11 protein-coding genes are annotated in these 15,566 nt (G+C 43.9%); 10 read left to right on the forward strand and 1 reads right to left on the reverse strand.

What is annotated here, in order from left to right:
- The first annotated feature begins 250 nt into the window (after positions 1–250).
- From rpoB to recA, 9 genes are all read left to right on the forward strand, one after another.
- Positions 251–3,862: a DNA-directed RNA polymerase subunit beta gene (gene rpoB / locus BWR56_RS01240; protein WP_049505421.1), complete on the forward strand. Its 3,612-nt coding sequence runs from the start codon at positions 251–253 to the stop codon at positions 3,860–3,862.
- Between the two features lie 32 nt (positions 3,863–3,894).
- On the forward strand, positions 3,895–7,560 hold the full coding sequence (rpoC, locus tag BWR56_RS01245) for a DNA-directed RNA polymerase subunit beta' (protein WP_000228753.1): 3,666 nt from the start codon (positions 3,895–3,897) through the stop codon (positions 7,558–7,560).
- 110 nt (positions 7,561–7,670) lie between these two features.
- Positions 7,671–8,090: a nucleoside-diphosphate kinase gene (ndk, locus tag BWR56_RS01250; RefSeq protein ID WP_076984297.1), complete on the forward strand. Its 420-nt coding sequence runs from the start codon at positions 7,671–7,673 to the stop codon at positions 8,088–8,090.
- Between the two features lie 134 nt (positions 8,091–8,224).
- A complete protein-coding gene (locus BWR56_RS01255; protein WP_076984885.1) occupies positions 8,225–8,848 on the forward strand; it encodes a hypothetical protein in 624 nt (207 codons plus the stop codon).
- A gap of 83 nt (positions 8,849–8,931) precedes the next feature.
- Positions 8,932–9,375, forward strand: coding sequence for a tRNA (adenosine(37)-N6)-threonylcarbamoyltransferase complex ATPase subunit type 1 TsaE (gene tsaE / locus BWR56_RS01260; RefSeq protein ID WP_049505418.1), 444 nt, complete (start codon positions 8,932–8,934; stop codon positions 9,373–9,375).
- On the forward strand, positions 9,365–9,886 hold the full coding sequence (locus BWR56_RS01265; protein ID WP_049505417.1) for a GNAT family N-acetyltransferase: 522 nt from the start codon (positions 9,365–9,367) through the stop codon (positions 9,884–9,886). The genes tsaE and BWR56_RS01265 overlap by 11 nt, the downstream gene beginning before the upstream one ends.
- A gap of 4 nt (positions 9,887–9,890) precedes the next feature.
- The gene (lytR, locus tag BWR56_RS01270; RefSeq protein WP_049505416.1) at positions 9,891–10,931 is read left to right on the forward strand and encodes a glycopolymer--peptidoglycan transferase LytR; all 1,041 of its coding nucleotides are present in this window, start codon (positions 9,891–9,893) and stop codon (positions 10,929–10,931) included.
- Between the two features lie 71 nt (positions 10,932–11,002).
- Complete coding sequence (locus tag BWR56_RS01275; protein ID WP_049505415.1) at positions 11,003–12,259, forward strand: competence/damage-inducible protein A; 1,257 nt, start codon at positions 11,003–11,005, stop codon at positions 12,257–12,259.
- Between the two features lie 54 nt (positions 12,260–12,313).
- Complete coding sequence (recA, locus tag BWR56_RS01280; RefSeq protein WP_001085515.1) at positions 12,314–13,462, forward strand: recombinase RecA; 1,149 nt, start codon at positions 12,314–12,316, stop codon at positions 13,460–13,462.
- A gap of 49 nt (positions 13,463–13,511) precedes the next feature.
- Here the strand turns inward: recA and BWR56_RS01285 are convergent, their stop codons facing one another.
- Positions 13,512–14,066: a GNAT family N-acetyltransferase gene (locus tag BWR56_RS01285; RefSeq protein ID WP_049505414.1), complete on the reverse strand. Its 555-nt coding sequence runs from the start codon at positions 14,064–14,066 to the stop codon at positions 13,512–13,514.
- Between the two features lie 100 nt (positions 14,067–14,166).
- Here BWR56_RS01285 and BWR56_RS01290 point away from each other — a divergent pair, with 100 nt between their 5' ends.
- A complete protein-coding gene (locus BWR56_RS01290; protein ID WP_049505413.1) occupies positions 14,167–15,537 on the forward strand; it encodes an MATE family efflux transporter in 1,371 nt (456 codons plus the stop codon).
- Positions 15,538–15,566 lie beyond the last annotated feature (29 nt).

A 15,566-nucleotide genomic window follows, 5' to 3' on the forward strand; every position in this document is an offset into this window, starting at 1 on the left:
AGTAATCATTTGTCGTAGGTTTTGTCTGAAATATTGTCCAGACAGGGCTCACAGCAGTTAAATCTTCTGAAAAAGTCAGATTTAGCTGCTCTTTTTGTGCTTTTTTTCAGGTTTTTGAGTTCTTGTAACAAAGATTTAAAGATTCTGAAAATTCATCAAAGGGACACGGTGATAGGGGTTTTACAACCATATGACGATTAGAAAAGCCTGATTGACAAGGCTTGGAATTTATTTACAAAGGAGAATCATCTTGGCAGGACATGACGTTCAATACGGGAAACATCGTACCCGTCGTAGTTTTTCAAGAATCAAAGAAGTTCTTGACTTACCAAATTTGATTGAAATTCAAACGGATTCATTCAAAGATTTCCTAGATCACGGTCTGAAGGAAGTATTTGAAGATGTATTGCCAATTTCAAACTTCACAGACACAATGGAGTTGGAATTTGTTGGCTATGAAATCAAGGAACCAAAATACACGCTAGAAGAAGCTCGTATCCACGATGCTAGCTACTCAGCACCAATTTTTGTGACCTTCCGCTTGATCAATAAAGAAACAGGCGAAATCAAGACCCAAGAAGTCTTCTTTGGTGATTTCCCAATCATGACCGAAATGGGTACTTTCATCATCAATGGTGGTGAACGTATTATCGTTTCTCAGTTGGTCCGTTCTCCGGGTGTTTACTTTAATGACAAAGTAGACAAGAACGGTAAAGTTGGCTACGGTTCTACTGTTATCCCTAACCGTGGAGCTTGGTTGGAACTTGAAAGCGACTCAAAAGACATCGCTTATACTCGTATCGACCGTACTCGTAAGATTCCATTTACGACCTTGGTTCGTGCGCTTGGTTTCTCAGGTGATGACGAAATCTTTGATATCTTTGGTGATAGCGAATTGGTTCGCAACACCGTTGAAAAAGATATTCACAAGAATCCAATGGACTCTCGTACAGACGAAGCTTTGAAAGAAATCTACGAACGCCTTCGTCCAGGTGAGCCCAAGACTGCTGAAAGCTCACGTAGCTTGCTTGTAGCTCGTTTCTTTGACCCACGTCGCTATGACTTGGCAGCAGTTGGTCGTTACAAGATCAATAAAAAACTCAATGTTAAAACACGCTTGCTCAACCAAACCATTGCGGAGCCATTGGTAGACCCTGAAACTGGTGAAATCTTGGTAGAAGCTGGTACCGTTATGACTCGTAGCGTGATTGAAAGTATCGAGAGTCACTTGGATGGCGACTTGAACAAGATTGTTTATATTCCAAACGATGCAGCTGTTCTGACAGAACCAGTTGTGCTTCAAAAATTCAAGGTTGTTGCCCCAACAGACCCAGACCGTGTTGTAACCATCATCGGAAATGCCAATCCAGACGACAAGGTTCGTGTTGTAACTCCTGCGGATATCCTTGCAGAGATGAGCTACTTCCTCAACTTGGCTGAAGGTATCGGACGTGTGGATGATATCGACCACCTTGGAAACCGTCGTATTCGTGCGGTTGGTGAATTGCTTGCTAACCAAGTACGTCTTGGACTTTCTCGTATGGAACGTAATGTCCGTGAACGTATGTCTGTTCAGGACAATGAAGTTTTAACACCACAACAAATCATCAACATCCGTCCTGTAACAGCTGCGGTTAAAGAATTCTTTGGTTCATCACAGTTGTCACAGTTCATGGACCAACACAACCCGCTTTCTGAGTTGTCTCACAAACGCCGTTTGTCAGCCTTGGGACCTGGTGGTTTGACTCGTGACCGTGCTGGATATGAAGTTCGTGACGTGCACTACACTCACTATGGTCGTATGTGTCCAATCGAGACACCTGAAGGACCTAACATCGGTTTGATTAATAACTTGTCATCTTACGGGCACTTGAATAAGTATGGATTTGTTCAAACACCATACCGTAAGGTTGACCGTGAAACAGGTGTTGTGACCAATGAAATCGTTTGGTTGACAGCCGATGAAGAAGATGAATTTACTGTAGCGCAGGCTAACTCTCGTCTTAACGAGGACGGTACTTTTGCTGAGAAAGTTGTCATGGGACGTCACCAAGGGGTCAACCAAGAATATCCAGCAGAAGTGGTTGACTACATGGACGTGTCACCAAAACAGGTAGTTGCCGTTGCGACTGCATGTATTCCTTTCTTGGAAAACGATGACTCCAACCGTGCTCTCATGGGTGCCAACATGCAACGTCAGGCTGTGCCTTTGATTGATCCAAAAGCACCTTACGTTGGTACTGGTATGGAATACCAAGCAGCTCATGACTCTGGTGCTGCTGTTATTGCTCAGTATGATGGTAAAGTTACATACGCAGATGCTGACAAGGTAGAAGTACGCCGCGAAGATGGTTCATTGGACGTTTACCACATCCAAAAATTCCGTCGTTCAAACTCAGGTACTGCTTACAACCAACGCACGCTTGTTAAAGTTGGCGATGTCGTCGAAAAAGGCGACTTTATCGCTGACGGACCTTCTATGGAAAAAGGGGAAATGGCGCTTGGACAAAACCCAATCGTTGCCTACATGACATGGGAAGGTTACAACTTCGAGGATGCCGTTATCATGAGCGAACGCTTGGTCAAAGACGATGTCTACACATCTGTCCACCTCGAAGAATATGAATCAGAAACGCGCGATACAAAGCTTGGGCCTGAAGAAATTACTCGTGAAATTCCAAACGTTGGGGAAGATGCTCTTAAAGACCTTGACGAAATGGGTATTATCCGTATCGGTGCTGAGGTTAAAGAAGGAGATATCCTTGTAGGTAAAGTCACACCTAAGGGTGAGAAAGACCTTTCAGCTGAAGAACGTCTCTTGCACGCTATCTTCGGAGATAAGTCTCGTGAAGTGCGTGACACTTCTCTTCGTGTACCTCACGGTGCCGATGGTGTCGTTCGTGATGTTAAGATCTTTACACGTGCAAATGGTGATGAGTTGCAATCAGGTGTTAACATGCTGGTTCGCGTCTACATCGCTCAAAAACGTAAGATCAAGGTCGGAGATAAGATGGCCGGACGTCACGGAAACAAAGGGGTTGTCTCTCGTATCGTTCCTGTAGAAGACATGCCTTACCTTCCAGACGGAACTCCAGTCGATATCATGTTGAACCCACTTGGGGTGCCATCACGTATGAATATCGGTCAGGTTATGGAACTCCACCTTGGTATGGCAGCCCGTACTCTTGGTATCCACATCGCAACACCAGTCTTTGACGGAGCAAGTTCGGAAGACCTTTGGTCAACTGTTAAAGAAGCAGGTATGGACAGCGATGCTAAGACAATCCTTTACGATGGACGTACTGGTGAGCCATTTGACAACCGTGTATCAGTTGGTGTTATGTACATGATCAAACTCCACCACATGGTTGATGATAAATTGCACGCTCGTTCAGTCGGACCATACTCAACCGTTACCCAACAACCACTCGGAGGTAAAGCTCAGTTTGGTGGACAACGTTTCGGTGAGATGGAGGTTTGGGCTCTTGAAGCCTACGGTGCGTCAAATGTCCTTCAAGAAATCTTGACCTACAAGTCTGACGATATCAACGGACGTTTGAAAGCTTATGAAGCCATTACAAAAGGAAAACCAATTCCAAAACCAGGTGTTCCAGAATCCTTCCGAGTTCTTGTGAAAGAATTGCAATCTCTTGGTCTTGACATGCGTGTCCTTGATGAAGATGACCAAGAAGTGGAACTTCGCGACTTGGATGAAGGAATGGACGAAGATGTCATCCACGTAGATGACCTTGAAAAAGCCCGCGAAAAAGCAGCCCAAGAGGCGAAAGCAGCCTTTGAAGCTGAAGAAGCTGAGAAAGCAACAAAAGCGGAAGCAACAGAAGAAGCTGCTGAACAAGAATAAGCAGTTCACTTAGAATAGAAAGGGAAGAAATAGTGGTTGATGTAAATCGTTTTAAAAGTATGCAAATCACCCTAGCTTCTCCAAGCAAAGTCCGTTCATGGTCTTATGGAGAAGTCAAAAAACCTGAAACAATCAATTACCGTACGTTGAAACCAGAACGTGAAGGACTCTTTGATGAAGTCATCTTTGGTCCTACAAAAGACTGGGAATGTGCTTGTGGTAAGTACAAACGCATTCGTTACAGAGGGATTGTTTGTGACCGCTGTGGGGTTGAAGTAACGCGTACGAAAGTTCGTCGTGAGCGTATGGGACACATCGAGTTGAAAGCTCCTGTATCTCACATCTGGTACTTCAAGGGGATTCCAAGCCGTATGGGCTTGACCCTTGATATGAGCCCTCGTGCCCTCGAGGAAGTTATCTACTTTGCGGCTTACGTGGTCATTGATCCTAAGGATACACCGCTTGAGCACAAGTCAATCATGACAGAGCGTGAATACCGTGAACGCTTGCGTGAGTATGGTTATGGATCATTCGTTGCCAAGATGGGTGCCGAAGCCATCCAAGACCTCTTGAAACAAGTAGATCTTGAAAAAGAAATTGCTGAACTCAAAGAAGAGTTGAAAACAGCTACTGGACAAAAACGTGTCAAAGCTATCCGTCGTTTGGATGTTTTGGATGCCTTTTACAAGTCTGGGAACAAACCTGAATGGATGATTCTCAACATCCTTCCGGTTATTCCACCAGATCTTCGTCCAATGTTGCAGTTGGATGGTGGCCGTTTTGCCTCATCTGACTTGAACGACCTTTACCGCCGTGTTATCAACCGTAACAACCGTTTGGCTCGTTTGCTTGAGTTGAATGCACCAGGTATCATCGTTCAAAATGAGAAGCGTATGCTTCAAGAAGCGGTTGACGCTTTGATTGACAACGGTCGTCGTGGTCGTCCAATCACAGGACCAGGTAGCCGTCCACTGAAATCATTGAGCCACATGCTTAAAGGGAAACAAGGACGCTTCCGTCAAAACTTGCTCGGTAAACGTGTTGACTTCTCAGGACGTTCCGTTATCGCCGTTGGTCCAACTCTTAAGATGTACCAATGTGGTGTGCCACGTGAAATGGCCATCGAGCTCTTTAAACCATTTGTGATGCGTGAAATCGTTGCTCGTGACATCGTGCAGAACGTCAAAGCGGCTAAACGCTTGGTGGAACGTGGAGATGAACGTATCTGGGATATTCTTGAAGAAGTAATCAAAGAACACCCAGTTCTTTTGAACCGCGCACCGACCCTTCACCGTTTGGGTATCCAAGCTTTCGAGCCAGTCTTGATTGATGGTAAGGCCCTTCGCTTGCACCCGCTTGTCTGTGAAGCCTACAATGCCGACTTTGACGGGGACCAAATGGCCATCCACGTACCGCTTTCAGAAGAAGCTCAAGCAGAAGCTCGTATCTTGATGTTGGCTGCTGAGCATATCTTGAATCCGAAAGATGGTAAACCAGTTGTTACTCCTTCTCAGGACATGGTTTTGGGTAACTACTACTTGACCATGGAAGAAGCTGGTCGTGAAGGTGAAGGAATGGTCTTCAAAGACCGTGACGAAGCGGTTATGGCTTACCGCAATGGTTATGTTCACCTCCATTCACGTGTTGGTATCGCGACAGATAGCCTCAACAAACCATGGACAGAAGAGCAAAAACACAAGGTCTTGCTGACAACAGTTGGTAAAATCCTCTTCAACGACATCATGCCAGAGGGTCTGCCTTACTTGCAAGAACCAACAAATGCTAACTTAACAGAAGGTGTTCCAGCTAAATACTTCTTGCCACTAGGTGGAGATATCAAGGAAGCTATCAGCAATCTTGAACTCAACCCTCCATTCAAGAAGAAAAATCTTGGGAATATCATCGCTGAAATCTTCAAACGTTTCCGTACGACAGAAACTTCTGCCCTACTTGACCGCATGAAGAACCTCGGTTACCACCACTCAACTCTTGCAGGTTTGACAGTGGGTATTGCCGATATCCCAGTCGTTGAAGACAAGGCTGAAATCATCGAAGAATCACACAAACGTGTAGAACAAATCACCAAACAATTCCGTCGTGGTATGATCACAGACGACGAGCGCTACAACGCTGTTACAGCTGAATGGCGTGCAGCCCGTGAAAAATTGGAAAAACGTTTGGTTGCCAACCAAGATCCTAAGAACCCAATCGTTATGATGATGGACTCTGGAGCCCGTGGTAACATCTCAAACTTCTCACAGCTTGCCGGTATGCGTGGTCTGATGGCCGCTCCGAACGGACGTATCATGGAATTGCCAATCCTTTCAAACTTCCGCGAAGGTTTGTCAGTACTCGAAATGTTCTTCTCAACTCACGGTGCCCGTAAGGGTATGACCGATACGGCCCTTAAGACAGCCGACTCAGGTTACTTGACTCGTCGTTTGGTTGACGTTGCCCAAGACGTTATCATCCGTGAGGACGACTGTGGAACAGACCGTGGTCTCTTGATTCGTTCTATCGCAGAAGGAAAAGAGATGATCGAGTCACTCGAAGAACGTCTCAATGGTCGTTATACTAAGAAAACTGTTAAACACCCAGAAACTGGCGCAGTGATCATTGGTCCAAATGAGTTGATTACAGAAGACAAGGCGCGTGAAATTGTCAATGCTGGTGTGGAAGAAGTGACTATCCGTTCCGTATTTACATGTAACACTCGTCATGGTGTCTGCCGTCACTGTTACGGTATCAACTTGGCGACTGGTGATGCGGTTGAAGTTGGTGAAGCAGTTGGTACAATCGCTGCCCAATCTATCGGGGAACCTGGTACACAGCTTACAATGCGTACCTTCCACACGGGTGGGGTTGCCTCAAATACCGATATCACTCAGGGTCTTCCTCGTGTCCAAGAAATCTTTGAAGCCCGCAATCCGAAAGGGGAAGCGGTCATCACAGAGGTCAAAGGACAAGTTACAGCTATCGAAGAAGACGCGTCAACTCGTACCAAGAAAGTCTTTGTTAAGGGTGAAACTGGCGAAGGTGAGTACGTGGTTCCATTTACAGCCCGTATGCGTGTCGAAGTTGGAGACCAAGTCTCTCGCGGTGCAGCATTGACAGAAGGTTCTATCCAACCAAAACGTCTCCTTGCTGTTCGTGATGTCTTGTCAGTTGAAACTTACCTTCTTGGTGAAGTACAAAAAGTTTACCGTAGCCAAGGGGTAGAAATCGGTGACAAACACATCGAGGTAATGGTTCGTCAAATGATCCGTAAAGTTCGTGTCATGGATCCAGGTGACACAGATCTTCTTATGGGTACTCTCATGGACATCAACGACTTTACAGATGCCAACAAGGATGTTCTTATCGCAGGTGGAGTTCCAGCGACTGGTCGCCCAGTTCTTATGGGAATCACCAAAGCCTCACTTGAAACCAATAGTTTCTTGTCAGCGGCTTCCTTCCAGGAAACAACTCGTGTCCTTACAGATGCAGCCATCCGTGGTAAGAAAGATCATCTCCTTGGACTCAAGGAAAATGTTATCATCGGTAAGATCATCCCAGCTGGTACTGGTATGGCTCGCTACCGGAACCTTGAACCACAAGCTATCAATGAAGCAGAATATCTGGCTCCAGAACAAGAAGAGGCAGAACTTGCTCCTGTAGAGGAAGTTGTGGAAATCCAAGTTGAAGAAACAGTAGAATAAAAGCAAACAAGAGAACCTTTGGGTTCTCTTTGCTTTATTTCAGAAAATTTTCCCACTTTTTCATAAAGTATGGTAGAATAGAAGAACTAAAATGCCAAGGAGGTGTCCGTATGGAACAAACATTCTTTATCATTAAGCCAGATGGTGTGAAAAGAGGGCTGGTTGGCGAAATTCTGCAAAGAATGGAGCAACGAGGTTTCAAAATCGAAAAATTAGAGTTGCTTTCAAAAGTTTCAAAAGATTTGATTGACCAACACTATCAAGACTTGGTTGGAAAAAGTTTTTACCCTCCTATCCGTCAGTTTATGACTTCAGGACCAGTAGTGGTGGGCATTCTATCAGGTCCGAAAGTGATTGAAACCTGGCGTAGTATGATGGGTGCTACTCGACCAGAAGAAGCTCTGCCAGGAACTATCCGAGGAGATTTTGCCAAGGCTGCAGGAGACAATCAAGCCATTCAAAATGTAGTTCATGGATCCGATTCGGAAGCTTCTGCAAAACGTGAAATTGCTCTCTGGTTTAAGGATTAGACTGGTAAAAGAACAGTTCTGTGCACAACAGAGCTGTTTTTTGGTCAGTTGAGCACAAAAAAAGGACACTTGAGGCGGTAACGATCATTTCAAACTCCTCACAAGGTATAATCCCATATAGGGAGGGAAAAGAAATGGTAAAATCAATTCGCCTATTGTTGTTGATTGCAGTCGTCCAGATTAGTTTTTCTAGTTGTCTATTATGGAAAGAAACCTTTTTATCTTTAAAACAGACCAATGCTTATTTTTTGATTTTGATAGTAGGATTTTCTGTTCTTTGTGCTGGGATAAATTATTTCCATACAGCAGACCAGTCTAGGCACAGTATTTTACATGTTCAAAAGAAAGTGAGTCTGGTTTATTGCCTCCTTTTAGTAGTCAATCTTTTGGCAACCTGTCTGGTTCTCTCAGAAAGCATCCAAACTACTAGCAAATTGCAACAAGAATTGGTTGACCTCTTTTTACCCTCCTTCTTTTTCTTGCTAGGAGTAGATCTATTGATTTTCTTACCTTTTGATAAAATTTTTCGCGATATAGAAAATCACCTAAATAAAAAGAAAACAGTCGTCATTTCCGTTCTAGCTACGATGGTTTTCTTGAGGAATCCCTTAGTGATTTCCTCGATTCTCCTTTATGTCAGTGTTGGTTTTCTATGCGCACGTTTCCTTTTTCCAAAATGTATTCAAAGGGAAATCTCCTTTTATGGGCACCTGATTCGGGATATCCTGTTTGTTTTTTCAATAGTTGTATTCTTTTAAGTAGAGAAGAATTTTTCAAAATTGTTATAGTAAGTCCATAAAGAAAATTCACACAAAAGAAAACTTTTTGGTATAATAGTAGCATGCACACAAAAAATGAAGAAGAGCTTCTAGCTCTCGGAGAAAGATTAGGCCATTTACTCCAAAAAGACGATGTTCTAATCTTGACTGGAGAGTTGGGTGCGGGTAAAACAACCTTTACAAAGGGCCTTGCCAAGGGCTTGGATATCCGTCAGATGATTAAAAGTCCGACCTATACCATTGTCAGAGAGTACGAAGGGCGTTTGCCACTTTACCACTTGGATGTCTACCGTATCGAAGGTGATGCTGATTCTATTGACTTGGATGAGTTTCTCTTTGGTGGTGGTGTGACTGTTATCGAGTGGGGGCATCTTTTGGGTGAGGATTTACCAGATTCCTACTTGGAGTTGGAAATTTTGAAAGAAGCCGATGGCCGTTGCCTTCAATTTATAGCTCATGGTTCTCGGGCTGAACAACTCATCAAGGAGCTTCAAGATGGAGTATGAGTTGTGTATTCGTGAGGCTGAGATCCAAGATGCTTCAGCTTTGGTTGCATTTTTAAATCAAGTCGGTCGAGAGACAGACTACACTAGCTTGGATGAACATGGCATAGGGATGACTGCGTCTGAAATGGCTCTTTTTATCGAAAAACAAGCTTCTTCAGAAAATCAAATTACTCTTCTCGCCTTACTGAATAATGAGATTGCAGGTGTTTTGAATATCACTGCTGATCAGCGTGTAAGGGTTCGGCATATTGGAGATGTTTTTTTGGCGATTCAAAAGAAATTTTGGAACCAAGGTTTGGCTACCATACTTCTAGAAGAAGGTATTGAGTGGGCTAAAGCCAGTGCTGTTTTGCGTCGCTTACAACTTAGTGTGCAAAAACGAAATGAGGCCGCTATCCACCTCTATTCAAAAATGGGATTTATCACAGAAGGCTTGCAAGAAAGAGGAGCCTATTTAGCAGAAGGGACATTTTTAGATGTTTGCCTTATGGGCAGACTGATAGATGAATAACGAGATGATCAAAAAATTAATTGGAATGGTGCTAGCCTTTCTAGCAGTAACAGTTGTAGGTGTAGCGGTTTATGGTTACACCATTTTCCAACAAGGAACAGCAACCTTGAGTGAAAAGACTTATAAAAAGATTGGTGAAGAAACCAATGTTATCGAGGCGACTGAGCCTCTGACCATCCTCTTGATGGGGGTAGATACGGGAAATGTGGAACGTACAGATCCATGGGTGGGGAATAGTGATTCCATGATTCTCCTGACCGTTAATCCGAAGACCAAGAAAACCACTATGATGAGTTTGGAACGGGATATTTTAACCAAGATTGACCTTGGAGACGGCCAAGTTCAGGAAGCCAAACTCAATGCTGCCTATGCCAATGGCGGTGCGGAACTGGCGATTTCTACTATTCAAAAGATGATGAATATCCATATAGACCGCTATGTCATGGTCAATATGCAAGGTCTTCAACAATTAGTGGATGCAGTTGGGGGAATCACCGTCAACAATACACTTGGTTTCCCGATTTCGATTGCTGACCAAGAAGAGTTTAATAAGATTTCCATTGGTGTTGGAGAACAAACCTTGAATGGTGAGGAAGCCCTGGTGTATTCACGGATGCGTTACCAAGACCCAGAAGGAGACTATGGTCGTCAAAAACGTCAACGGGAAGTTATTCAAAAGATCGTTGAGAAGGTTTTGAGCCTAAACAGTGTGAGCCACTATCAAGGCATTCTCAAAGCTTTGAGCAACAATATGCAGACCAACGTCGATCTTTCAGCCAAGAGCATTCCACAATTGCTCGGCTATCAAGATTCCTTCAAGAATATTGAAACGCATCAATTGCGTGGGGAAGATGCTGAGTTGCAGGGGATTTCTTATCAAATCGTTACCTCAGAACATATGCTCGAAATGCAAAATCTTTTACGTCGTTCACTAGGTAAAGAGGAAGTGACTGAGTTGGAAACCAATGTTGTTCTTTACGAGACGGCATTTGGTCGACCTGCACCTTCATCAAGTACTAGTGCTTCAAGCGAAGAAACAGAATAAAAAAGATTAAATCGTAGGAAACTTCCTGCGATTTTTTCAAAAAGAATCCGAATAGATAGGTAGGAGGAAAAATGAAAGCAGAAATTATTGCTGTAGGAACGGAAATTTTGACAGGGCAGATTGTCAATACCAATGCTCAGTTTTTATCAGAGAAACTAGCCGAAATCGGGGTAGACGTCTACTTCCAAACAGCTGTTGGGGATAATGAAGCTCGTCTTTTGTCCTTGCTTGAGATTGCGAGTTTGCGTAGCAGTTTAGTCATTTTGACAGGAGGCTTGGGACCAACTGAGGATGATTTGACCAAACAAACGTTGGCAAAATTTTTGGGAAAAAATCTAGTGTTTGATCCTCAAGCACAAGAGAAATTGGATATTTTCTTTGCTCATAGACCTGACTATGCTCGTACACCGAATAATGAGCGCCAAGCCCAAATTGTGGAAGGGGCAACTCCATTGCCAAATGAGACAGGCTTAGCAGTAGGAGGGGTGTCAGAAGTGGATGGTGTGACCTACGTGGTCCTCCCAGGACCACCTAATGAATTGAAACCCATGGTCTTAAACCAACTCTTACCCAAGTTAATGACTGGTGCTAAGCTCTATTCACGAGTGCTTCGTTTCTTTGGGATTGGGGAGAGCCAGTTGGTGACTATTTTGGCGGACTTGATTGACCAGCAAACGGATCCGACCTTGGCTCCTTATGCCAAAACGGGAGAGGTGACCTTGCGCTTGTCTACAAAAGCAGTCAGTCAAGAAAAGGCTGATCAAGCCTTGGACATCTTGGAGAACCAAATTTTGAATCGCCAGACTTTCGAGGGACATTCACTGAGAGATATCTGTTATGGATATGGAGAAGAAACCAGCCTAGCAAGTGTCGTTGTAGAAGAACTTAAGAAGAGACAGAAAAGCATTACTGCAGCAGAGAGTTTGACGGCAGGCCTCTTTCAGGCTACTTTAGCAGACTTTTCAGGTGTTTCAGCTGTCTTTAATGGAGGGTTTGTCACCTACAGCCTAGAGGAAAAGTCCAAGATGCTGGATATTTCCGAGCAAGAACTGAAAGAACACGGGGTCGTTTCAGAGTTTACCGCTCGAAAAATGGCAGAGCAGGCACGGTTCAAGACTCAGTCTGACTACGGAGTTAGTTTGACGGGTGTGGCAGGACCAGATAGCATAGAGGGGCATCCAGCTGGAACCGTCTTTATCGGCTTGGCACATGCAAAAGGAACAGAAGTTATCAAGGCGAATATCGCAGGACGGAGCCGTGCAGATGTTCGTCATATTGCGGTAATGCATGCCTTTAACCTAGTTCGCAAGGCTTTATTAAGTGACTAAATTTTGGTATAATAAAAGATAGGTCTAAGGACCAGTAGAATATAGGAGAACAAAATGGCGAAAAAACCAACAAAAAAATTAGATGAAATCGGAAAAAAATTTGGAGCTGATCGTGAAAAAGCCTTGAACGATGCGCTTAAATTGATTGAGAAAGATTTCGGTAAAGGCTCAATCATGCGTTTGGGGGAGCGTGCAGAGCAAAAAGTTCAAGTGATGAGCTCAGGCTCCTTGGCTCTAGACATTGCTCTTGGTTCAGGTGGTTATCCTAAGGGACGTATCATCGAAATCTATGGACCAGAATCATCTGGTAAAACAACAGTTGCCCTTCACGCTGTTGCGCAAGCTCAAAAAGAAGGCGGTATCGCTGCCTTTATCGACGCGGAACATGCCCTTGATCCAGCCTATGCAGCAGCCCTTGGTGTGAATATTGACGAATTGCTCTTATCACAACCAGACTCAGGTGAGCAAGGTCTTGAAATTGCAGGGAAATTGATTGACTCAGGTGCAGTTGACCTAGTCGTTATCGACTCAGTTGCGGCCCTTGTGCCTCGTGCAGAAATCGATGGGGACATTGGAGACAGCCACGTTGGTTTGCAGGCTCGTATGATGAGTCAGGCCATGCGTAAACTTGGTGCTTCAATCAATAAGACCAAAACAATTGCTATCTTTATCAACCAATTGCGTGAAAAAGTTGGGGTCATGTTTGGAAATCCTGAAACAACTCCTGGTGGACGTGCTTTGAAATTCTACGCTTCAGTCCGTTTGGATGTTCGTGGAAGCACGCAAATCAAGGGAACTGGTGACCAAAAAGATACCAATGTCGGTAAGGAAACTAAGATCAAGGTCGTGAAAAACAAGGTAGCTCCACCATTTAAGGAAGCCTTTGTTGAAATCATGTACGGAGAAGGGATTTCTAAGACTGGTGAGCTCTTGAAGATCGCAAGTGATCTCGATATTATCCAAAAAGCGGGAGCATGGTACTCTTACAAGGGTGAAAAAATCGGACAAGGATCTGAAAATGCTAAGAAATACTTGGCAGATCATCCGGAAATTTTTGATGCCATTGACCACCAAGTCCGTGTTCAATATGGCTTGATTGAAGATGAAGAAGCTTCTGATCATAGTCCAGTAGCGGAGGCGACTTCTAACCAAGAAGTAACACTTGACCTTGGCGATGATCTTGGAATTGAAATTGAAGAATAAAAATAAAAGTAGCAGAAAATCTGCTACTTTTTTATCTAACTCAAACGAACTAATGATCACTAAAGCGTCTGTATTCGATATGAAAGTCAAAGTAATGTTCATCTTGCAACTTCTGGAAGATGTCACGATAGGCTTCTTCGTCAAAGTGATCGCCACGATAGAGGATTTCAAAACTCAAACCATCGTACTCAAGGAAAGCGTTGGCTGTTTTAAAGCTATTTTGTCGATAGAAGTCCATTCTAGCCTTCCTTTGCTCCAAGTTATCGCATTCTTCATCTAATCGCTCGACTTCAAGCAACATGGTTCGCTGGTAAAACTCAATCAGCTTTTCGATAATTTCCTTTCCGTACCCATGGCTTCTCAGGTGGGGCATGATGGCAAAAAAGCTGATATAAAAGGCTTTTTGATTGGAGATGGCAAAAGCAAAACCAACAAACTCTTCTTGGTTATAAAAGGCAAAGAAGTGGGCGTCATCTCGGTTCTGGTAGCGTAAAAATTCGGATAAAGGCACGCGTTCCTCTTCGGGGAAGGCTTCAGTATTTAATTTTTCAACTTTTTCAAGATGCGGAAATGCATCGGTTATTAATTGACTGGTCAAACTCATAAATGACCTCCTTTTCTTGATTATAGCAAATTGTCTCTCGGTAGGCAATTGATTTCAAGCAATCCTTGTCGCTCCTCTAGAAAGCTGATATAATAGGTTTATGAATAAGAAAAGAAAAGTGGATTTGGTCAATGGCCCAATCCTTCCTTCGCTTTTAAGCTTTGCCTTTCCCATCTTGCTGTCTAATATCTTTCAACAGCTTTATAATACAGCTGACGTCTTGATTGTTGGGCGATTTCTTGGCCAAGAATCCTTGGCAGCAGTAGGAGCAACAACGGCCATTTTTGACTTGATTATAGGCTTTACGCTTGGTGTTGGAAATGGCATGGGGATCGTCATTGCCCGCTATTATGGGGCTCGTAATTTCACCAAAATCAAGGAAGCGGTTGCTGCAACCTGGATTTTAGGAGGACTTCTAAGTATTATAGTTATGCTGATGGGTTTTGTCGGTCTATATCCACTCTTGCAATATTTAGATACCCCTGCAGAAATCCTTCCCCAATCCTATCAATATATTTCTATGATTGTGACCTGTGTAGGCGTCAGCTTTGCCTATAATCTCTTTGCAGGGCTCTTGCGGTCTATTGGAGACAGTCTCGCGGCTCTTGGCTTCCTGATTTTTTCTGCTTTGGTTAATGTGGTCCTAGATTTGTATTTTATTACGCAACTGCAACTGGGAGTTCAATCTGCGGGACTTGCTACCATTATCTCACAAGGGTTATCAGCGGTTCTTTGCTTTTATTATATCCGCAAGAGCGTTCCAGAACTCTTGCCACAGTTTAAGCATTTCAAATGGAACAAGAGCTTGTACGCGGATCTCTTGGAGCAAGGTTTGGCTATGGGCTTGATGAGTTCGATTGTGTCTATCGGTAGTGTGATTTTACAGTCTTCTGTCAATACTTTTGGAGCCGTGATTATAAGTGCGCAAACAGCGGCGCGCCGCATTATGGCCTTTGCTTTGCTTCCGATGACGGCTGTTTCTTCTGCCATGACGACCTTTGCCTCTCAGAATCTCGGTGCTAAGCGGCCAGACCGCATTGTTCAAGGTCTTCGAATCGGCAGTCGCCTGAGCATGTCCTGGGCAGGCTTTGTCTGTATCTTTCTCTTTTTTGCTAGTCCGACCTTGATTTCCTTCTTGGCCAGTTCAACGGATGGTTACTTGATTGAAAATGGTAGCCTCTACTTGCAGATCAGTTCAGTTTTTTATCCGATTTTGAGTCTCTTGTTGATTTATCGCAATTGCTTGCAGGGCTTGGGCCAAAAAATCCTGCCTCTGGTATCTAGTTTTATCGAACTAATCGGCAAAATCGTTTTTGTGGTCTTGATTATCCCTTGGGCAGGCTATAGGGGAGTCATCCTCTGTGAACCTCTTATCTGGGTTGCCATGACTATCCAACTTTACTTCTCTCTTTTCCGTCACCCCTTGATAAAAGAAGGTAAGGAAATCTTGGCAGCTAGGGAACAATCCTAGCTGGATTTACGAAAGAAAATCCATTTCCT

Source organism: Streptococcus oralis (assembly GCF_001983955.1).
GTDB lineage: Bacteria > Bacillota > Bacilli > Lactobacillales > Streptococcaceae > Streptococcus > Streptococcus jiangnanensis.

Coding starts and splice junctions, on each gene's coding strand:
- BWR56_RS01265 (WP_049505417.1), top strand. CDS start 9,365: ATGGAGTATGAGTTGTGTATTCGTGAGGCTGAGATCCAAGATGCTTCA.
- BWR56_RS01285 (WP_049505414.1), bottom strand. CDS start 14,066: ATGAGTTTGACCAGTCAATTAATAACCGATGCATTTCCGCATCTTGAA.
- BWR56_RS01290 (WP_049505413.1), top strand. CDS start 14,167: ATGAATAAGAAAAGAAAAGTGGATTTGGTCAATGGCCCAATCCTTCCT.
- ndk (WP_076984297.1), top strand. CDS start 7,671: ATGGAACAAACATTCTTTATCATTAAGCCAGATGGTGTGAAAAGAGGG.
- tsaE (WP_049505418.1), top strand. CDS start 8,932: ATGCACACAAAAAATGAAGAAGAGCTTCTAGCTCTCGGAGAAAGATTA.
- BWR56_RS01255 (WP_076984885.1), top strand. CDS start 8,225: ATGGTAAAATCAATTCGCCTATTGTTGTTGATTGCAGTCGTCCAGATT.
- lytR (WP_049505416.1), top strand. CDS start 9,891: ATGATCAAAAAATTAATTGGAATGGTGCTAGCCTTTCTAGCAGTAACA.
- BWR56_RS01275 (WP_049505415.1), top strand. CDS start 11,003: ATGAAAGCAGAAATTATTGCTGTAGGAACGGAAATTTTGACAGGGCAG.
- recA (WP_001085515.1), top strand. CDS start 12,314: ATGGCGAAAAAACCAACAAAAAAATTAGATGAAATCGGAAAAAAATTT.